Here is an 18,294-nt window from a genome sequence, read left to right as displayed (position 1 = left end):
AAAACGCTACCCCACCGGCGCCGGGATCTGAGTAAAGATGGGTAAAAGCATTATGGCTTTCGGCTCGCTTTTCTTATGCTTCATAACTAATTACATCTGTCATAAGAGAGTGACTCATGGATCGTATAATTACCTCATCGCGTGACCGTTCATCGCTGCTCAGCACGCACAAAGTTCTGCGTAACACCTATTTTCTGCTCAGCCTGACGCTGGCGTTTTCGGCGATCACCGCCACCGCCAGCACCGTGCTGATGCTGCCGTCTCCGGGGCTCATCCTCACCCTGGTGGGCATGTATGGTCTGATGTTCCTGACCTACAAACTGGCTAATAAACCAAGCGGTATTCTGGCGGCCTTCGCCTTTACCGGCTTCCTCGGCTACATCCTGGGGCCAATGCTGAACGCTTACCTGTCCGCAGGCATGGGCGATTTGATTGGTCTGGCGCTGGGCGGCACCGCGCTGGTCTTCTTCTGCTGCTCGGCTTACGTATTAACGACGCGCAAAGACATGTCCTTCCTCGGCGGCATGCTGATGGCGGGCGTGGTGGTCGTTCTGATTGGTATGGTGGCGAACATCTTCCTGCAGCTGCCGGCTCTGCACCTGGCCATCAGCGCGGTGTTCATCCTTATCTCTTCCGGCGCGATTTTGTTTGAAACCAGCAACATCATCCGCGGCGGCGAGACCAACTACATTCGCGCCACCGTTAGCCTGTATGTTTCGCTGTACAACATCTTCGTCAGCCTGCTGAGCATCCTCGGCTTCGCCAGCAGAGACTAACCTTCTCTCCTGCAACACCAGGCCTCGCTTATGCGGGGCCTTATTTTTTGCTACACTGCGCGCAGTTTCCGCATTATGTGAAAAATCATGTTTATCTTTGAAGGCAGTGAAATAGAGACCGATAGCGAAGGCTATCTGAAAGAGACGACTCAGTGGAATGAAGCGATGGCGGAAGTTATCGCCGCTCAGGAAGGGATCACCCTGTCCGTCGAACACTGGGAAGTGGTGCGCTTCGTGCGCGATTTTTATCTGGAGTTCAACACTTCGCCAGCCATCCGTATGCTGGTCAAAGCAATGGCGAATAAATTCGGTGAAGAGAAAGGCAACAGCCGCTACCTGTACCGATTATTCCCCAAAGGCCCGGCTAAACAGGCGACTAAAATCGCCGGTCTGCCGAAGCCCGTAAAATGCATTTAATAGAGAATAGCGAATTTTTGCCACTCTCTGGTGGGTTGATGGGGCTCGGTTAACACCCTGTCGACCCTTGCGCTACGCGGCCCGCCGGCCTTAAGCCAGGCAATCAGTTTCTCCACCTGCTCCGCCTCCCCGCAGGCCAGCACTTCCACGCTGCCATCATCCAGATTTCGCGCATAACCTGTAAGCCCCAGCTGCAGCGCTTCACGCTGCGTTGAATAGCGGAATCCCACGCCCTGAACGACTCCGTGAACCCAACATCTAACACAAATACAACCACTTTTATTGTTCATCTGTTCACCTGTCTATCGGCAAAATTCTCTTCTCAATGGCATAAAAATCATGATAGTTATAATTATAAACATGTTTAATAAATTCAGGAAGTTACCTAATAATCTGTATTTTATGGTAATTATCATAAGGTTATATACATCGCATTCCTAAATACTCCTGATTTGATCAGGTTTTGGAGAAGACTAATTCTAAATTCATTATAAGCAATTGTTTTACAACAACTATATAGGGTTCAGTCCTTTCAATATGGTCATATATTATTTGATTACAGAATGAAAATGGACTTTACCTGTATAAATTTACAGGTATAATATTCATATTGTTTTTCATAAAAACAAAATGGAGTATAGTGCCTTAACTCATTGATTAAGGGCTTTAAAATGGCAGATTCCTTTGGGATTAGGATTGATTACAAAGTAGGCAGAAATAGGCCCGAGAAAGTCTTTGAGGCAATGGCAATGTACATCAATGCCTACGAAGACCTCATACAATTACTGTCTCAAACTGTAGGTTGCAAAGAGGAATTCAGTTTTGTACTCGATACAGTCGAAAAAGGTTCCATAATCACTTATTTAAAAAAACGCCATGAGCAAGCTGTTGATTTAGTTACCGCAACAATTCTAAAAGAAGTTAAAGAGACCAGTAAAATTTTAAAAGGAATTTCAACCATTGAAGGCGAAAAACAGATCGATGAAATCGCTGAAAAAGTGGACGAAAGATTAACTAAAGCTTTTCCTGAAACTTTTTCTATAGCACATCCTGAAATCGAAAGAAAAACTTTAGCGAGAATACTAAAACGCTTAGCCGATGCTAACTTAAATATGCGACAGGATGAGTCTGTCGACTTAATTTTGAATAAAAATAAAGATATGGCGGTAAAGCTAAATACTCATTTCAAATTTTCTGCAAACTTAGATGATTTATATGTTGAGGGTAAAATTCATAAGAATGGTATTACCGATAGATTGTTTATTGTAAAGCCTGTCAATGATGGAAATTCACGTTGGGATTGTAAAAGTTTGAATATGAATCAAAGGTTTGATGCTGTCATGATGGATAAAATCTGGTTGGAACGTTATCAAACAGGATTAATCCCTGCAATTGGTCCAAGTGATATTATGCTTGCAAAGATGAATTTAATTATTAAAACTAAAAAAGATAGTAAATCAAATAAAGTATTACATGCCGAAATATTCGAGGTCATCGATATAATAAAGAACAGTGAGGGAATGAAAAATGAATCGCTTCATTTCTAACTTAGCAAATGGTGATAATGATAAGGCAATATATATAAAAAGACTTCTTTCGTCTTGGTACTTTGTATTTCTGCCGTTTGTATTGTTAATTATTACTAAAATATACTCATCGAGCCTCACTGATATTTTTTTAGTATCAGATTGGTCTGTAGCTTCTTTCATAATCTATGGGCAATTAATTAGTCAAATAACAGCAAATAGCATCAGTATTAAAAATGTCTCCGATCACGGCTTGGAATATTATGTAACAAAAAGAATAGTATTTGGACTGACTTCAAATATCGTAATTTATATATTAATATCTCTCAAACCAAATTTATTTTTAGGTATCGCACAAATAATTTTATTCATATTCTCTAATATTAGATATTTTAGTGATAATATAGCGATTTATGACCTCAAAAATTCAAAAGCTAACTCCTGAGATAGGAAATTTAATAATATGAACATAAAATTTTTTTATATATAATGATGCCTTTCGTTATAAATGAAGTTTAATATTTTTTATATATTCTTAACAACGCCCGCATGCAATCACATCCAGGCGATGCTAACACTTCATCTCATAAATCATTAAAAATTTGTCGAGATATAAATAGTTTAGATATTAAATGAGCATAATCATCACCGCTCACAACATCTCCAAAATACTCAATTAATTGAGAGGCATAGTTTTCGTTAGGTACCAAAATGTACTTTATATCGCTTATTTCAAATTTTAACTGTGACGAGTCTGATTTCCACATTCTTTGGTTAGCTTTTATTTTCCATTCCGGATCACTATCTCGTGCAATTTTTATTGGAACTATGTCTGCCTGAATGTCAGGAACATATCTCCATTCATTCTCATTTGCAAATCTATAATTTTCATTTACAAGCTCGCCTTTTCTAACAAGTGGCCCCTCATAATTCTTCATATATCGCAAAATGTTTATAAGGTCGCGGTACTTTGCCTTCTCTAAAGAATAAACTTCCTCGTATTCTTTCAAACTACGTAATTCTCTATTCATTTCTTTAAGGCGTTCATTAAATGCTGTGAACATAGAGCAATTTTTATTCAGATAGCTTACAGGGTTTAATCCATGTTTTATTGCCCACTCTTTTTTTAATCCAACCCCAAACCGCCCATACTTCCTAATATGCTCATACAGATGTGATAATCTAATATCACAAAATGAAACCATTGGTATACCAAACTCCCGTTTTGAATCAGGTCCTATTATAGATTCCTTCGCATAAGAGGCTCGAAAGTAGCCACTGCTAAGTATACTTTTCAATGACTCGATATCTTTAGTAAAATGTAATATTGTGCTGGGATACAGGCTTTTCTCGATCCGGCATGCTGTTTTCTTAGCTCTAAACTTCATAATAAACAACTCCTAAGTTACATCTTCACCAAATGAATAATCACAATCAATATTTCTTGTTCCCAATTTCTTTTCAAAAATAGTAGCTATTTGTTTCTGTAGTTTGATTACTTGGGATTCAGCTTTTTTCACCTCATCACACTCTATGAATTCTATATTTTTTGCAAGTAATAATAAGTATTCATAATGTGAATTTAAATAATCACTACGTAATGATAATATTTCCATAATCACCTTATTAAATGAATCATTTACTGTGACATTAAATCTTCCTAAAAGGGTTCTTTCATTATATATCTCACTTAACTCATCAAGATCAGAAGTAGTAATCTTGGCGATCTCAGAGATTATTTTTTCATTGACATCCACATTGGATCTTTTATTAATAATGTCATTAATAATCTTTTTTCGAAACAATACATCAGCATAAAGGCGATGATTTATAGACCACAACTTCTTATCAAATTGAATTGCAACTTGATGTGCTGAGTCAAGAGTATTCATTCTTTTCTTCTGTTTTAGCCAATTATTAGTGATACTCCCGGCCCAAGTGGCAGCACATAAAAGCCCTATATTGCATATTGCACTGACCCAATCACTAATTGATCCCCACTCTATTTCTTTTTCACCTATAATAAGTACCTTCAACAACACCAATCCGGCCAAAGATAAGATGGCTACAGTTAACCCTAACAAACCACGATTCCAATACTTTAATTCCATAGTATAATCTCTTTTAGAATAATGAAAGTAAAAAATCGACGCTAAAGATGACATTACCTAACTTATAATACATAAAGCTTAAGAATATTATTAAGCCGTAAATAGAGGTAAACAAGGAAATAACAAGAAATTTATTTATAAATTTCTTGAGAGAACTACTTAAATTGTCTTTAGGTATTATACGAACAAAATAAGATGTGACAAACACATCTTGAGTTTTATTTTTAGAGAGAGTAAAAATCACTATATATACTACGGATGCTATCAAAATAATTAACAATGGGATGATGAAGTTTTCATTTTCTTTTAGCACAAAACCTAAAATAACTAACCAGCATATATATATAGCCATAAAGAAAAGAAGTAACATTCCTGAAATGGATGTTCTGTTTTCGGATGAAACCAGATGAGTAGAATATATTCTTCCTGAAAAAAGTGGTTCCAGCATTGAGATATGAAGCTCCCAATTTCTTTTCCAGTACTCACCACTAACCATCATTAAATGTGACATTATAGTAAAAATCACACCGAGGAAAGATATAAAAGCTATGAGTAACAGAAGATTGTGATCACGTTCACTAATATTTGGTTTAAAATATGTTGATGCAAGTACACCGCATAATGTTATTAATGCCGCAATTATAGTGAAGCAATAACTTGCCCTCTTCCAAAAGAGTTCTATTTCAAAGTTTCTTATCGAATGAGCTTTATCATATGCTTCCTTAAGAATGGTAATATCAGATAACGTTAATTTTGATTTTCCACTTAATCGGGAACCTAATAGGTTGTTAAAGTAGATTCTGTTCTGGTCAATATATTCTTGATGGTAGGGGTCAACATCACTGCTCTCTTGATATGTAGAGCTTGCTGTCTGGACAGAATGAGGCTTAATATATTTCCACAAAAACATGCGACGTCCTATCTGATAGTTATGTCCCTGATACTTTACTACTGTGTACGATAAAACTCACTAAAAACAAGTCCCTAATCAGTAACATCATTCTATGGGTATAATTGCATCCAAGATGATTAAACTTGCAATCATAAAAGTTGAAGTAAAGACAGTGCGTTATGGGGATCACAATTTTAAAGAAAATATCCATATTTGATGTGTAGCGATTAAGCATCCTTAATCGCTACATACCGCACATCCCCCTAAAGCCTGATTAAGCGTAGCGATCTGCCTTGATTTTTCATCGCTACACTCTATAATAAATCGCAACATACAAATCGATACAGTATAGAGATTTTGACATGGCACACATCGCTTATATTCGTGTATCCAGCTTGCAACAAAACAGCGAGCGACAATTAGCAGATACGGGGATCACCTTTGAAAAAGTATTCACTGAGAAAGTAAGTGCGAAAGATACCAATCGTGAAGCATTCTTAGCGATGATGGAGTACTTACGCGAGGGCGATACTTTGCATGTGCATGACATAAGCCGCCTTGCCCGTAATACAACCGACCTTCTCTCAACTGTAGATACTTTGACTAAACGGGGTGTCGCGATCCAGTTTCATCATGAAGGCATTAAGACGGGAGATAACTCACCTACTGGTAAACTGGTTCTAACTTTACTTTCGGGAATTTGCCAAATGGAACGTGAAATGATGCTGCTCAGGCAAAGAGAGGGTTACGAAGCAGCTAAGGCTGCTGGTCGTATTGCTGGACGTGGAAATGGTAGGCATATCCCGCGTACTGAAATCCTCGCGGCATTGGCATCTGGCGGAAGTGTTCGCTCTGTAGCTGCTGACTTCGGTGTAAGTACCAACACTATTAGCCGAATCAAGAAAGAAATGAACTGTGCGGCATCTTAAGTTAAGCAAATGATTTCTTTCACACAAACAGAAAAGACTTTGCATGACCTAATGCACAAATACTTTGATACTGGAACAGAAGATTACGTGATGTTTGGCGTTTTGCTGTGTGAATGGAGTGATGAAAGTACTTTAAGAATTATTAATAGCGGTTTTCCACCAGCCCTGACTCATCGATGGCAATAAAAAAGGTAGCCTACGCTACCTTTTAACATCAGCCACCAAGATTTGTACTATTCCTGAGTCGATAAAGATCTAATGTTTTATCGCGGATGATATTCATTTTGCTTTCAGCCGCAATCAAAATCCAGATAGTACCCTCTTCTTTTTGATAAAAAGCCTCAATTCCTTTATTATACGAATCTCTGTATTTTATCCATTGCCTTTGTGAATCTCTTAGGGCAGCACGCACATTTTCAGGCTGATCTTTCATTAACAGTTTATATTGATTCCCAAGCTCAGTATCCCACGCTGTAGTAGCTTTAATATAGCAATTCTGTGAGTCAATGGTACTAACAGCATCCATCTTGCATTTTTGTAATGTGCTATCAATATTTTGCTTAAGTTCATCAGCAGAGGCCGATAAACACAATAGCAAACTTAAACTTATAACAACCGCTTTGAAATACATAATCCTGAATCCATTTCAATTATCAGTTTGTACTGTAACACGATGTTCTATCTCGTTAAGATGAGCTATACCACAATTTTCTAATTGAGAACGGGCAAATCTAATATCATTGCTGGTTCTCTGGATGTCAGGATCGGTTGTAGGACTCCTCCCCCCTGCAAATGGCGAAACACCCGACCGGGTTAAAGAATCAGAGGTTTCATTCCAGTACTCAATGGCTTGCTCAGACGCTGCATTAGCAGCTAACAGTCGATTGAATTCACGTGAGCATGACTTCTTTTGAACAGCAATGTAATCATCGACCCAAACACCATGTTGCTTGTAGATATTTTCAGCTACTAAGTACTTACCACTACTCTTGTCGAGATTATTAATCTTACTTTCGATGTAGTCTTTGTTATTTTTTTCTAATGTTGCAGCGGTGGCTTGTTTATCGGCTAATTTTATTGACTCATCTTGCTTAGCTTTAACCTCAATCCACTTTTCTCTGTTAAAGATCCCGGCACTCTTCGCTTCAGAGAATTGATCTTCGATCATAAAACCAAGATTCTTTCCTTGTAGGTTCATCATATATACATTAGCTTGCCCAGCTATTAATAATAAAATGACAATGACGATAGGTAGAAGAAAGTTATTAAAAAACTTTGGAAATTTTTGCGTTAATGCGGGGTGGTTTTCTTGTATAAATGGAATGGCTATAATTGACCACCAAAATGAGATGATCATGACCATACTCCAAAATGCTAAAGTAACTAATGCAAGTAATACTGTAGCAAATGACATCCCTGGTTCATTGAATGTACTAAAATAACTATAAACCATGGACGCCATGATTAACCCGAATCCCATATAAACAAAAAACTGTATTTTCTTCATTTTTATTTCCCCTTGTTATTTTAATACTCGTTTTATATTACCGAGAGAGTCAACTTCTACTCTGACAAGTTTTCTGCATGCTCCGCACGAACCTACACCTGTACCACTGCTTTTTATTCCGGTGTTAACTGTCGTAGTACTTCCACAATGCGGACAAACCACTGTATATGTTGCGTATGCCACAATTTATTCCTCACTATTGCTGTAACGTTCGGGCCAGATTTCTTCTCGGGTGACCCCAATATAATCGGCAATGATCTGCTCACCTTTTGGCCAATGCCTCTCAAGGGCGTTGTATAGCGTTCGTTCATGTAAGCCGTTGTCTCGGGACAACTTAGCCAACGAACTACCTTTCTTGCGTATAGCTGCAAGTACATCGGCCCGATGCCAGTTTCGAGTACTGGCATTTGATTCCTTTTTTTGAGATCCTTCTTGTTTATGATTCTTCATTATGATCACTCATTACTTAATCATGAACATGATTGATCAATAAAATGAACAAGTCAAATCGAATTAGGAATACAATTCCTTAAGTTGAATGGCGATAGAATGAACAATAAAAAGCAGAGTACTAAAGAGTTCAGTGAACGCTTAAAGCACGTCATAGCAGAACTTGGAACAACGGGTAGAGAGTTCTCAAAACGTGCGGGTATTGGCTATAGTACTGTTCACAACTACATGCACGGTTCATCAAGCCCTACACTGGATAACTTGGTACTCTTGGCAAAAGCAGGCAATGTCTCTATTGAGTGGCTGGCTACAGGCCAACAATCGAGCATGGGCATCACTGATTCAGATGTCATATGTGTACCTTTTATTGATCATGCCGATGAAATGTTGAAACTTGATACTCAACTGGTTGAGGTGAAGGATTTACACTCTCTGCGTGCCATCAGGGTCAGTACCGATGTAATGACTCCTACTTTTCTTACGGGTGCAGTGCTACTCATTGATACTTACGATACAGATTTAACTGATAACAAACTTGTAGTATTAAAACAGAGCGGGAATTATTTGTTTAAGAGAGTACAGGTGCTCATGGATGGAGTACGCTTACTGAGTGATAATGACAATTACCCATCAATCACGGTCGCTTTTGAAGATATGAAAAGCATCAATGTCATTGGTACTGTAGTGATGATTATTAACAAAGTTAATTAGCACAATTAGTACTTCCACCAATCACCGTTAACAAACCTACCCGAGGTAGTGAAAGGTGGAAGTTCTAACTATAGTACATGACTCAACAAGTTCGATCCATTAGCAATTTTAATAATCATGCTTAAACGCTCTGTAAACGCCTATGGCAAGTTTATAAAATGAGTATCATACAAGTGTCATTATTATGTACTAATGTTTCCTGAGTCATTGTAACTGCATTAAACACAAACATTAATTAATGAAGAGTTCATAGCAAGGCGTGCTCACAAAGAAAAATTGAAATTATCAATCCTTACGATATCTGATTGAACTGATACTTTCATTGAATATTGACTGTCTCGCTTTACAAGCGAACCAGGAATTTCATTCGATTTAATTTCACTGCGTTCAATTAAAGTCGAATATCAATTCATTGGATATTAAGTTTTGCTTTAGTGATACGTTTATTAGGTACTGATTAGCTTTAACAGCGTTACCCCTTGACGGGATTTCTTGGATACATTTTGATCCCCACTAAGGGGGAAGAAATTCAAGATATACAAATAATTTGTATTTCTTGACGCTGATACTCATCAACATTTCATACAGCGAATTTTGAATACAACTATATTGTACTCAAGCGGAAGCGGGTTGCCCTGTTTCTTCCTATCGCCATTCTCTGCAACGGTCGTAGCTCATCGCTACTCTTCTTATAAAAGCTGTATGAATAACTCCTATAAGCGTCTAAGTACTTTTCAAATTCTGGACGGATCTATATTGTATAAATTCGCCACAGAATCTATTAGAAGTAATAGACTCCCTTATACCATTTGGTAAGGATTGGCCTTATATGTCTATCAAGGGAATCTACGGGGTATTATCCGATTCCTTTATAGTGCCACATTGCCGTGACTCCTGCGTTTTCGTCTTTTTTGTCTGGAATTTACGCTCGGGAAATTTGCACGGGTTTCATTTGCACTGCGTTCTGTTGAACAACTCATCTGCCATCTACTTGTCGATAGGATCAGGTTTTAATTTATTATACCAGGAATAATGACGCTCTTATCATTAACCCACGACTAACGGGTACACCAACAGGATTGTTAACTATACATATAGTATAGGACATAATTTAAATTCATTTCATTTTTTCTTCTCTCCCTATAAATATCTATCGATATTTATAGGTATTAAAAAGTAACTTAAGTACTTTATCTTTCTATATGCTTATTAACATTTCATAAATGCACAAGATGATTAAATTGCCACCTTCTAAATATGCAACAACTAAGCATATTAGGTTTTGTTGTTACTGCATAAAGGTGTGGATATACATTCGAATCAGAATATATGATACTGGCTCGTTCTACATAATTGTTTGCACCTGTATCAAAACAAAAAAACGTATTTTACTGCATGTGAACATGAAATCAATTAAGGGACTTGTCTTTAGTTCAACAAAAAAATTGAAAGCCAGCCTATCTATTTTTTAACAAAATAGTTAAAGTAATCTTTTACTCAGATAAAAGTACATGTGTATTTTATTTCAATCAAGATATTTCTTGATTAAATTGTAAAGCATCTCACTAAAAATGATGATGCTGTATTATGAAATTTTGAAAGTTCTAAATACAGCATTATGCAGCTCAAATAATTTCAGCCACCGCTAAACTATTGTCATATCCTTTTAATACTTTCTCGATGTTTTCCAATGTTGATTTGACAATCATTGCCTCAATATAATTAGGTGCATGCTTAGTGGTAATATCACCTGTTTTAAAATTAACATCCATACAGGATGATTTTAGGCACAGTTCGCCTTTATCTTCTATGTAACTATATCCAATCAGACTGCCATCTAAATTTAATGCAACACAATGCATTGCGTATTCAGTGTGGTATTCAAATTTAATAATAAAGATCTTATCACCACTGCCATTATCCTGAATTATTTTTATTGATTTAATTACTTTCTTTAAGACACTATTAAATCTTTCACGTAATTCTACATTGTCTTGATTACAAATTGACTCTAAATCCAGAATAAAATCTTCATCACACACATCGATAGTACGCATTAGCTCTGTTAATTCATAACTAATTTTATCTTTTTCCTTTACCCTCTCCCGTCTCGCTTTGGTCAACGCCACAATTTCTGAGCTATTATCTGATGTATAAAGCAATGATTCTATTCCATTGATTTCAGCCGTAACAACGGTCATCCTTTGCTGTAGAGAATTTATCACAGACGTATTATTTTTATTGTTACCGTATATAGATTTAAAATCTATATTTTTAACATAACTGATTACTGCAAGTTCACACTCTTTATACCGAATCAAACTACTATTGCAGGTACCCAATTTTGAACGTTTACCTAAACAACGCAAATAACTTCCCTTTTGGGTAAAATGGCCCACTAATGGCTCATTGCAAATACCACACCTTGCTACACCATTAAATAATGAAATTTGTTTTGATGAAGATCTAACCTTTTTTGTCACAGCATTAGAATCAATTTTTCGTTGTACTAATTCAAATAGATTAGTATCAATAACTTCTGGATAAATTTTAATCTCCCGCAATTTCCAATCCGCTATTGTCTCATTTTTTTTACGCTTTCCAGTCAACCAACCAATCAAACGACGATCTCTGAGCATTACATTTATAAAATTTGTACTGAATGCTTTCTTATCATACTTACCGCCAGCTTTGTTTAAGTCTCGAACAATAGCTGTAACACCTTTACCGTTAGCATAGTCATCAAAGATAGTTCTGATGCGTTCCACTTCTGATTTGTTGAGTTGATAATTATCGCCATCAATTACAAGCCAGTATGGTACATTACGCTTTAGTGCAACACCCTCATCAATGGCTTTGCGTTTTAGATTTGCCCAGCTTTTAGTGATCAATCTCGATTTTCGTTTGCTTTCCTGATACGCCCTTTCAATGCTTGTCGATAACTGCGTCAGCTTGTGATCAAGCCTATAGCTGAAAATTTGCTCCGTTTCGACTTCGATAATATCGATGTTACGCTTGAGCAGGAATGTAAATTCATCAATTGCGTCATAGCCTTGCCGCCTGGAAAATCTATCTACAGATTCTATTAGCAAGCATCCAGATGTTATCTCCCCGTTGGCTACACGACTTTTGAATTTTCCGAGTGACCCTTTTGTGAAGTTGTGGCCTTTATAGCCACTTAACCCTTCATCAGAATCCAGGATTTCATAGTTCTTCGGATCTAACTGGTAGCCAAGTTCTTTTGGTAGTACGGCATTCTCAAGAAAATCCATTAAGGTATTGATTTGACGTTCAATCCCGAATCCATCGATTTGCTGTAATGTTGATACCCTTGTATAGATGTATGCCTTAGTCACTTACTTCACCTTAAAGTACTGGTTTGTATTAATGTTAGCATTTGTACCCATGCCATCGTGCATACCTTCGCCATATTACCCCCTCTACTACGCTATCCTGTTGCAGAGAATAGCAAATTCTCTCCAGCATACTCACTTTTGCCTGACGCTAATACATCCGCCCGGCGTCAGCAGGAATGGTGCTTGCCCCAGCCAGTTATGCTAATCTACGCGCCATTTTTCGGTGCCGACGCTCCGTCGCTTAAAGGTAGCCCCATGACAGATTCCATTATCCCACGCTTAGTATTAGCCAAAGGACGCGAGAAATCCCTGCTGCGTCGCCATCCATGGATTTTCTCCGGCGCCGTCGCCCGGATGGAAGGTAAAGCTCGTTCCGGCGAGACGATTGATATCGTTGATTCCCAAGGGAAATGGCTCGCTCGCGGAGCCTATTCGCCCTCCTCGCAGATCCGCGCCCGTGTCTGGAGTTTCGATCGTCATGAAGCTATCGATAATGCTTTTTTCGAGCGTCGCCTGCAGCAGGCGCAAACCTGGCGCCAATGGCTGGCAGAGCGCGATGGTCTTGACAGCTATCGTTTAATCGCCGGGGAATCCGACGGCCTGCCTGGCGTGACAATCGATCGCTTTGGTGATTTCTTCGTCCTGCAGTTGTTGAGCGCCGGCGCCGAATATCAGCGTGCGGCCATTGTCAGCGCCCTGCAGACCCTGTTCCCGCAATGCTCGATTTACGATCGCAGCGATGTGGCGGTGCGTAAAAAAGAAGGGTTGGATCTGGCGCAGGGCCCGGTGGTAGGCGAACTGCCACCGGCGCTGCTGCCCATTACCGAGCACGGTATGCAGTTGCTGGTAGATATCCAGGGTGGCCATAAAACCGGCTACTATCTCGATCAGCGCGATAGCCGTCTGGCGACCCGCCGCTACGTCGCCGATAAGCGCGTCCTCAACTGCTTCTCTTATACCGGTGGATTCGCGGTTTCTGCGCTGATGGGCGGCTGCCGTCAGGTTACTAGCGTTGATACTTCACAGGAGGCGCTGGACGTCGCCAGGCAGAACGTTGAGCTCAATAAGCTGGATCTGTCCAAAGCCGAATTCGTGCGCGATGACGTATTCAAACTGCTGCGTAAATATCGCGATCAGGGGGAAAAATTCGATGTCATCGTCATGGATCCGCCAAAATTCGTCGAAAACAAAAGCCAACTGATGGGCGCCTGCCGCGGCTATAAAGACATCAACATGCTGGCGATCCAGCTGTTGAACCCCGGCGGCGTGCTGTTGACTTTCTCCTGTTCCGGCCTGATGACTACCGATTTATTTCAGAAAATCATCGCCGATGCCGCAATAGACGCCGGGCGTGATGTACAATTTATAGAGCAGTTCCGTCAGGCTGCCGATCACCCGGTGATCGCAACCTACCCGGAAGGACTGTATCTGAAAGGGTTTGCCTGTCGCGTCATGTAACTTGAAAAGCGGAACATCGCCCACACGTTATTCTCATGACTCAAGAACATTTGAAGATGATGGATACAGTGGGCGCCAGCGTTTCCCGGGAGGTGACTATGATTGCCAGCAAATTCGGTATCGGCCAACAGGTTCGCCATACGCTACTCGGCTACCTTGGCGTAATCGTTGATATCGATCCAGAATATTCGCTTGACGAGCCCGCCGCGGATGAAATCGGCGCCAACGATGAACTGCGCGCGGCCCCCTGGTATCATGTTGTGATGGAAGATGAGGACGGCCAGCCGGTCCACACCTACCTCGCGGAAGCGCAGCTCAGTAGTGAAGCCAGCGATGAGCATCCCGAACAGCCATCGATGGACGAACTGGCGCAGACTATCCGTAAACAGCTGCAGGCGCCGCGGCTGCGGAACTGACTGGCCTTTGTTCCCGATGCTTTGTTAAAAACCCCGTTAACACGGGGTTTTTTATTTTACTTCGCTAGCCCAAGCCGCGGAATTTCAATCGCAGGGCAGCGGTCCATGACCACATTTAACCCCGCTTCACGCGCCATAACCGCTGCCTGTTCATTAATAACGCCAAGCTGCATCCACAACGTCTTCGCTCCGATGGCGACGGCCTCTTGCGCCACGCCCCACGCCGCTTCGGAATTGCGGAACACATCGACCATATCGACCTTTTCAGGTACCTCCGCCAGGGTGGCATAGCCTTGTTGACCGAGCAGCGTTTTGCCCGCCACCTTGGGCGAAACAGGAATGACATGATAGCCCTGTTCCAACAGATATCTCATTACCCGATAGCTCGGGCGATCGGGCTTGTCGCTGGCGCCTACCAGCGCAATCGTCCGCGTCGCGGTTAGAATGCCGGCAATATCGTTCTCTTTCATCATAATCCTCCTGCTCTTTAGCCCTAGTGTAAGCTAATACGGGTAAAGCAGCCATCCAGACTAACTCACAGATACAGCAAAAATTTTCTCCCCAACGCTTGCAGCATCAGTCACTTCCAGTAATCTGTCTGCAAGTTAATATAAGTGGAACCCCATTATGGAACTGACAACACGCACCTTGCCCGCTCGCAAACATATCGCGCTGGTAGCACACGATCACTGCAAAGATCTGCTGATGAAATGGGTCGAACGTCACCAGGCGCTACTGGCTCAGCACCAGCTCTATGCAACCGGGACCACCGGCAACCTGGTCTCACGCACCACCGGGCTGGAAGTGAAAGCGATGCTGAGCGGCCCGATGGGCGGCGACCAGCAGGTGGGCGCGCTGATTTCTGAAGGGAAAATTGATGTGCTGATCTTCTTCTGGGATCCGCTGAATGCGGTGCCCCACGATCCTGACGTCAAAGCGCTCCTGCGTCTGGCGACGGTGTGGAATATCCCGGTTGCCACGAATGCCGCCACCGCTGACTTTATTATTCAGTCGCCGGATTTCAACCAGCCTATCGATATTCTCATCCCTGATTACCAGCGTTACCTTGCCGAGCGCCTGAAGTAATTCCCACGGCGGCCAGACGGCCGCCGATGATCAGGGCTTTCGCGCCACCGGCACGCCCAACTCCTGCAAAACCTCAACAAACGGCGATGGTCGTTCTTTATTGAACAGCAGCCAGACCCGCAGGCGGGCGCGGGTTATCGCCACATACAGTAGCCGACGCTCTTCAGCATCAGGGAAATCTTCCGGCTGTGGGAGCAATGCCTGTTCCATCACCGACTCTCTTGCCGGCGCCGGGAAGGCGTCATCACCCTCCTGCAAGCCCAGCACAATAACAAAGTCAGCCTGCTGGCCTTTGCTGGCATGAATTGTCATAAAATCTAGCTGCAGATGCGGCCAGCGGGTCGCGGCTTTTTCCAGCGCGGCGGGTTTCAGATGGTGATAGCGCGCCAGCAGCAAAATCCGCTGTTGCGGTTTAACGTAGCCGCTCAACTTGTCGAGCAGATCGTCGAGTTTATCGTCGGGCAGCAGGGTTACCGCTTTCTTATCGCCAGCGGTCAGACTATTCAGCGGTTTAGCCAACTGATGCGGGTTTTGCTGAATAAAACCGTTGGCGATTTCGCCGATACGACCATTAAATCGATAGGTGGTATCCAGCGCGCAACAGTCCCCTTCGCCAAAGTAGTGGTTAAATGCCGTGGTTAAAGAGAGCTGCGCGCCGCTAAAGCGATAGATAGCCTGCCAGTCGTCACCCACCGCAAATAACGTGGTCTGTTTATTTTGCCGGCGCAGCGCCGCCAGCAATTCAGCGCGCTGTGGAGAGATATCCTGAAATTCATCCACCAGAATATGTTTCCAGGGGCTCACAAAACGGCCTTTATCCAGTATGTTAACGGCCTGGTGAATAAGCCCGGAGAAATCAACGGCATTCTCCTCTTTCAACGCCGTTTTCCAGGCTTTCAGTAGCGGGGCCATCAGTTTCACACGCTTATTAAAGAGGTCGCGTACTTCTTCAGGCGCGCTGGCGATCATCTCCGCCTGCGAGCCGCCATGCATACGCATCAAACTAACCCAGCGGTCAAGACGGCCAGCCAGGCGACGCAGCAGCGCGCGATCCTGCCAGAAATCGCCTTCGTCAATCTGCCACTCCATCTCATCCATCAACCACTGACGCCAGCCTTTAGCCTGCGCTTTTTTCTCCTGACACTGCTGCTGCCAGGCCTTCAACAAAAGCTTTTGCCGGGCGGCGGTATCGTTTTCCAGCTTACTGATCGCCGGAACCTTCTTACTACCCTGCTGAATAATATGTAACGCCAGTGAATGAAAGGTCCGCGCAGCAATCTCGTCGGTTCCCAATCGCTCCTGAATACGTTCATCCATTTCCTGAGCAGCCTGACGGCCAAACGCCAGGAGCAGGATCTGATCGGCTGCCGCCTCGCCGCGATTTAACAACCACCCTGCACGGGCGACCAGCACCGAGGTTTTTCCGCTACCGGCGCCGGCAAGCACCAGCAACGAACGCTCGCCGTTAACCACCGCCCGCGCCTGCGCCGGGTTGAGCGGTGAAGACTCGACCTTATCGAAGAAAGCGCGATACTGTTCCAGCATGGCTTCGGTATAGGCTTGATTATGTGCCAGGCGAGCCTCGTCGATATCGCTAAGCCAGCATTGACACTGGCGCCACAGTTCGCGGCAGTTATCAAATTCATCCAGACGGCTCTCAGGGAAAGGTAGTCCGGTTAAGGCGCGGCGTATCTTCGCCTGAACATCGGCGACCTGCTGGCGGGTCAGCCACTTACCTTCGGCGCTGGCGCGTTCAATTTCACTTAACTGTTGGCGCAGTAATTGCGCGGCAATTTCACTCATCTCCGCGCTCCACTGCTGCCAGAGATTATTGAGATGATGATAGAAATGTTGCGTCTCAGCCCACTCGGTACCATGCAAACGCACAACTTTGCTTTCAGGCAGTGCGAACTCCAGCTCGCCCCACACCAGGCCACGCTTACATTGAACTGACAATAACTGATTGAAAGGTATAAGATACTCATGACGATCGCCGGAGACTTTAACCCCGGCATTCAGCAACTGCACCCGATCATAAGGATGCTGCGCCATGCGTTTGCCCAATGTTGTCGCTTTAAGTTCCATATATCGCCAAATTTCAATCAGTTTGAATGTTTTTAAGTTTAACCGCCCGCGAGCAGGTGCTCCAGCGCAAAAAAACGTTACAATTGCCGGGTCTTATTATCCATAGGGTTAACCAGAGGGTTTATGCGTACCATTCTGAATATTTTAAACTTTGTTCTTGGCGGTTTCGCCACCACGCTCGGTTGGCTACTGGCGACGCTGGTCAGTATTGTTTTGATTTTCACGTTACCGCTGACCCGTTCATGTTGGGAAATTACCAGGTTATCGCTTTTCCCCTACGGTAATGAAGCCATTCATGTTGATGAACTGGAACCTGAAGCAAAAAACAGCTTACTGAACGCGGGCGGCACTATTTTGAATATTTTGTGGTTCATGTTCTTTGGCTGGTGGCTGTGCCTGATGCATATCTTCAGCGGTATCGCCCAGTGCCTGACCATCATTGGTATCCCTGTCGGGATCGCCAACTTTAAAATTGCCGCTATTGCGCTTTGGCCAGTAGGACGCCGCGTGGTCTCCGTTGAAACGGCTCGCGCCGCACGCGAAGCCAACGCCCGCCGCCGCTTTCAGTAATTGT

The 18,294-nt window shown here is 42.5% G+C and carries 20 protein-coding genes; 10 read left to right on the top strand and 10 right to left on the bottom strand.

Features of this window, described 5'->3' with window-relative positions; all coding sequences use genetic code 11:
* Positions 1 to 116 precede the first annotated feature (116 nt).
* Both yccA and tusE read left to right on the top strand, forming a co-directional pair.
* Positions 117 to 776: an FtsH protease modulator YccA gene (gene yccA / locus PGS10_RS05060; RefSeq protein WP_015704916.1), complete on the top strand. Its 660-nt coding sequence runs from the start codon at positions 117 to 119 to the stop codon at positions 774 to 776.
* An 87-nt stretch (positions 777 to 863) separates the two neighbouring features.
* Positions 864 to 1,193, top strand: coding sequence for a sulfurtransferase TusE (gene tusE / locus PGS10_RS05055; RefSeq protein ID WP_316422511.1), 330 nt, complete (start codon positions 864 to 866; stop codon positions 1,191 to 1,193).
* On the opposite strand, the gene yccX is transcribed toward tusE, so the two are convergent.
* Positions 1,190 to 1,483, bottom strand: coding sequence for an acylphosphatase (gene yccX, locus PGS10_RS05050; RefSeq protein WP_316422510.1), 294 nt, complete (start codon positions 1,481 to 1,483; stop codon positions 1,190 to 1,192). The genes tusE and yccX overlap by 4 nt on opposite strands.
* 381 nt (positions 1,484 to 1,864) lie before the next feature.
* Here yccX and PGS10_RS05045 point away from each other — a divergent pair, with 381 nt between their 5' ends.
* Complete coding sequence (locus tag PGS10_RS05045; RefSeq protein ID WP_316422509.1) at positions 1,865 to 2,740, top strand: hypothetical protein; 876 nt, start codon at positions 1,865 to 1,867, stop codon at positions 2,738 to 2,740.
* On the top strand, positions 2,721 to 3,164 hold the full coding sequence (locus PGS10_RS05040; protein ID WP_316422508.1) for a hypothetical protein: 444 nt from the start codon (positions 2,721 to 2,723) through the stop codon (positions 3,162 to 3,164). The genes PGS10_RS05045 and PGS10_RS05040 overlap by 20 nt, the downstream gene beginning before the upstream one ends.
* 139 nt (positions 3,165 to 3,303) lie before the next feature.
* Here the strand turns inward: PGS10_RS05040 and PGS10_RS05035 are convergent, their stop codons facing one another.
* From PGS10_RS05035 to PGS10_RS05025, 3 genes are read right to left on the bottom strand one after another with little or no spacing between them, the layout of a single operon-like run.
* Positions 3,304 to 4,107 (bottom strand): abortive infection system antitoxin AbiGi family protein, encoded by an 804-nt coding sequence (locus PGS10_RS05035; RefSeq protein ID WP_316422507.1) that lies wholly within the window; start codon positions 4,105 to 4,107, stop codon positions 3,304 to 3,306.
* 12 nt (positions 4,108 to 4,119) lie between these two features.
* Positions 4,120 to 4,830: a hypothetical protein gene (locus PGS10_RS05030; RefSeq protein ID WP_316422505.1), complete on the bottom strand. Its 711-nt coding sequence runs from the start codon at positions 4,828 to 4,830 to the stop codon at positions 4,120 to 4,122.
* Positions 4,831 to 4,843: 13 nt separating this feature from the next.
* Positions 4,844 to 5,740 carry a hypothetical protein gene (locus PGS10_RS05025; protein WP_316422504.1) on the bottom strand — a complete coding sequence of 299 codons (897 nt, stop codon included), beginning with the start codon at positions 5,738 to 5,740 and terminating at the stop codon, positions 4,844 to 4,846.
* A gap of 344 nt (positions 5,741 to 6,084) precedes the next feature.
* On the opposite strand from PGS10_RS05025, the gene PGS10_RS05020 reads away from it, so the two are divergent.
* The gene (locus tag PGS10_RS05020) at positions 6,085 to 6,651 is read left to right on the top strand and encodes a recombinase family protein (RefSeq protein ID WP_059306504.1); all 567 of its coding nucleotides are present in this window, start codon (positions 6,085 to 6,087) and stop codon (positions 6,649 to 6,651) included.
* Positions 6,652 to 6,865: 214 nt separating this feature from the next.
* On the opposite strand, the gene PGS10_RS05015 is transcribed toward PGS10_RS05020, so the two are convergent.
* The 3 genes from PGS10_RS05015 to PGS10_RS05005 all read right to left on the bottom strand — a co-directional run bounded on the left by PGS10_RS05015 (position 6,866) and on the right by PGS10_RS05005 (position 8,608).
* Positions 6,866 to 7,282, bottom strand: a complete 417-nt coding sequence (locus tag PGS10_RS05015) for a lysozyme inhibitor LprI family protein (protein WP_316422503.1) — start codon at positions 7,280 to 7,282, stop codon at positions 6,866 to 6,868.
* Between the two features lie 15 nt (positions 7,283 to 7,297).
* Positions 7,298 to 8,158, bottom strand: a complete 861-nt coding sequence (locus tag PGS10_RS05010; protein ID WP_316422501.1) for a hypothetical protein — start codon at positions 8,156 to 8,158, stop codon at positions 7,298 to 7,300.
* 186 nt (positions 8,159 to 8,344) lie between these two features.
* Positions 8,345 to 8,608, bottom strand: a complete 264-nt coding sequence (locus tag PGS10_RS05005; protein WP_084833159.1) for a helix-turn-helix domain-containing protein — start codon at positions 8,606 to 8,608, stop codon at positions 8,345 to 8,347.
* 99 nt (positions 8,609 to 8,707) lie between these two features.
* On the opposite strand from PGS10_RS05005, the gene PGS10_RS05000 reads away from it, so the two are divergent.
* A complete protein-coding gene (locus PGS10_RS05000; protein ID WP_316422500.1) occupies positions 8,708 to 9,319 on the top strand; it encodes a LexA family transcriptional regulator in 612 nt (203 codons plus the stop codon).
* A gap of 1,625 nt (positions 9,320 to 10,944) precedes the next feature.
* On the opposite strand, the gene PGS10_RS04995 is transcribed toward PGS10_RS05000, so the two are convergent.
* Positions 10,945 to 12,675: a recombinase family protein gene (locus PGS10_RS04995; protein WP_316422499.1), complete on the bottom strand. Its 1,731-nt coding sequence runs from the start codon at positions 12,673 to 12,675 to the stop codon at positions 10,945 to 10,947.
* A gap of 255 nt (positions 12,676 to 12,930) precedes the next feature.
* Here PGS10_RS04995 and rlmI point away from each other — a divergent pair, with 255 nt between their 5' ends.
* Positions 12,931 to 14,133: a 23S rRNA (cytosine(1962)-C(5))-methyltransferase RlmI gene (gene rlmI / locus PGS10_RS04990; RefSeq protein WP_015367414.1), complete on the top strand. Its 1,203-nt coding sequence runs from the start codon at positions 12,931 to 12,933 to the stop codon at positions 14,131 to 14,133.
* A 98-nt stretch (positions 14,134 to 14,231) separates the two neighbouring features.
* Positions 14,232 to 14,549, top strand: a complete 318-nt coding sequence (gene hspQ, locus PGS10_RS04985) for a heat shock protein HspQ (RefSeq protein ID WP_015367415.1) — start codon at positions 14,232 to 14,234, stop codon at positions 14,547 to 14,549.
* Positions 14,550 to 14,605: 56 nt separating this feature from the next.
* Here the strand turns inward: hspQ and PGS10_RS04980 are convergent, their stop codons facing one another.
* Positions 14,606 to 15,019: a CoA-binding protein gene (locus PGS10_RS04980; protein ID WP_032714178.1), complete on the bottom strand. Its 414-nt coding sequence runs from the start codon at positions 15,017 to 15,019 to the stop codon at positions 14,606 to 14,608.
* A gap of 157 nt (positions 15,020 to 15,176) precedes the next feature.
* Between PGS10_RS04980 and mgsA the strand changes: the two genes are divergently transcribed.
* A complete protein-coding gene (mgsA, locus tag PGS10_RS04975; RefSeq protein ID WP_045395636.1) occupies positions 15,177 to 15,635 on the top strand; it encodes a methylglyoxal synthase in 459 nt (152 codons plus the stop codon).
* A 30-nt stretch (positions 15,636 to 15,665) separates the two neighbouring features.
* On the opposite strand, the gene helD is transcribed toward mgsA, so the two are convergent.
* Positions 15,666 to 17,720, bottom strand: coding sequence for a DNA helicase IV (gene helD / locus PGS10_RS04970; RefSeq protein WP_047045647.1), 2,055 nt, complete (start codon positions 17,718 to 17,720; stop codon positions 15,666 to 15,668).
* A 123-nt stretch (positions 17,721 to 17,843) separates the two neighbouring features.
* On the opposite strand from helD, the gene PGS10_RS04965 reads away from it, so the two are divergent.
* Positions 17,844 to 18,290 carry a YccF domain-containing protein gene (locus PGS10_RS04965; protein WP_045395640.1) on the top strand — a complete coding sequence of 149 codons (447 nt, stop codon included), beginning with the start codon at positions 17,844 to 17,846 and terminating at the stop codon, positions 18,288 to 18,290.
* Positions 18,291 to 18,294 lie beyond the last annotated feature (4 nt).

The organism is Klebsiella sp. 141153 (assembly GCF_032601995.1).
GTDB lineage: Bacteria > Pseudomonadota > Gammaproteobacteria > Enterobacterales > Enterobacteriaceae > Klebsiella > Klebsiella aerogenes.
Note: the sequence above shows the minus strand (reverse complement) of the source record. Positions and strands in the feature narration are given on the sequence as shown.

What these genes read in the sequence shown, in the direction of transcription:
- yccA (WP_015704916.1), top strand. Translation starts at nt 117, where the DNA reads ATGGATCGTATAATTACCTCATCGCGTGACCGTTCATCGCTGCTCAGC.
- tusE (WP_316422511.1), top strand. Translation starts at nt 864, where the DNA reads ATGTTTATCTTTGAAGGCAGTGAAATAGAGACCGATAGCGAAGGCTAT.
- yccX (WP_316422510.1), bottom strand. Translation starts at nt 1,483, where the DNA reads ATGAACAATAAAAGTGGTTGTATTTGTGTTAGATGTTGGGTTCACGGA.
- PGS10_RS05045 (WP_316422509.1), top strand. Translation starts at nt 1,865, where the DNA reads ATGGCAGATTCCTTTGGGATTAGGATTGATTACAAAGTAGGCAGAAAT.
- PGS10_RS05040 (WP_316422508.1), top strand. Translation starts at nt 2,721, where the DNA reads ATGAATCGCTTCATTTCTAACTTAGCAAATGGTGATAATGATAAGGCA.
- PGS10_RS05035 (WP_316422507.1), bottom strand. Translation starts at nt 4,107, where the DNA reads ATGAAGTTTAGAGCTAAGAAAACAGCATGCCGGATCGAGAAAAGCCTG.
- PGS10_RS05030 (WP_316422505.1), bottom strand. Translation starts at nt 4,830, where the DNA reads ATGGAATTAAAGTATTGGAATCGTGGTTTGTTAGGGTTAACTGTAGCC.
- PGS10_RS05025 (WP_316422504.1), bottom strand. Translation starts at nt 5,740, where the DNA reads ATGTTTTTGTGGAAATATATTAAGCCTCATTCTGTCCAGACAGCAAGC.
- PGS10_RS05020 (WP_059306504.1), top strand. Translation starts at nt 6,085, where the DNA reads ATGGCACACATCGCTTATATTCGTGTATCCAGCTTGCAACAAAACAGC.
- PGS10_RS05015 (WP_316422503.1), bottom strand. Translation starts at nt 7,282, where the DNA reads ATGTATTTCAAAGCGGTTGTTATAAGTTTAAGTTTGCTATTGTGTTTA.
- PGS10_RS05010 (WP_316422501.1), bottom strand. Translation starts at nt 8,158, where the DNA reads ATGAAGAAAATACAGTTTTTTGTTTATATGGGATTCGGGTTAATCATG.
- PGS10_RS05005 (WP_084833159.1), bottom strand. Translation starts at nt 8,608, where the DNA reads ATGAAGAATCATAAACAAGAAGGATCTCAAAAAAAGGAATCAAATGCC.
- PGS10_RS05000 (WP_316422500.1), top strand. Translation starts at nt 8,708, where the DNA reads ATGAACAATAAAAAGCAGAGTACTAAAGAGTTCAGTGAACGCTTAAAG.
- rlmI (WP_015367414.1), top strand. Translation starts at nt 12,931, where the DNA reads ATGACAGATTCCATTATCCCACGCTTAGTATTAGCCAAAGGACGCGAG.
- hspQ (WP_015367415.1), top strand. Translation starts at nt 14,232, where the DNA reads ATGATTGCCAGCAAATTCGGTATCGGCCAACAGGTTCGCCATACGCTA.
- PGS10_RS04980 (WP_032714178.1), bottom strand. Translation starts at nt 15,019, where the DNA reads ATGAAAGAGAACGATATTGCCGGCATTCTAACCGCGACGCGGACGATT.
- mgsA (WP_045395636.1), top strand. Translation starts at nt 15,177, where the DNA reads ATGGAACTGACAACACGCACCTTGCCCGCTCGCAAACATATCGCGCTG.
- helD (WP_047045647.1), bottom strand. Translation starts at nt 17,720, where the DNA reads ATGGAACTTAAAGCGACAACATTGGGCAAACGCATGGCGCAGCATCCT.
- PGS10_RS04965 (WP_045395640.1), top strand. Translation starts at nt 17,844, where the DNA reads ATGCGTACCATTCTGAATATTTTAAACTTTGTTCTTGGCGGTTTCGCC.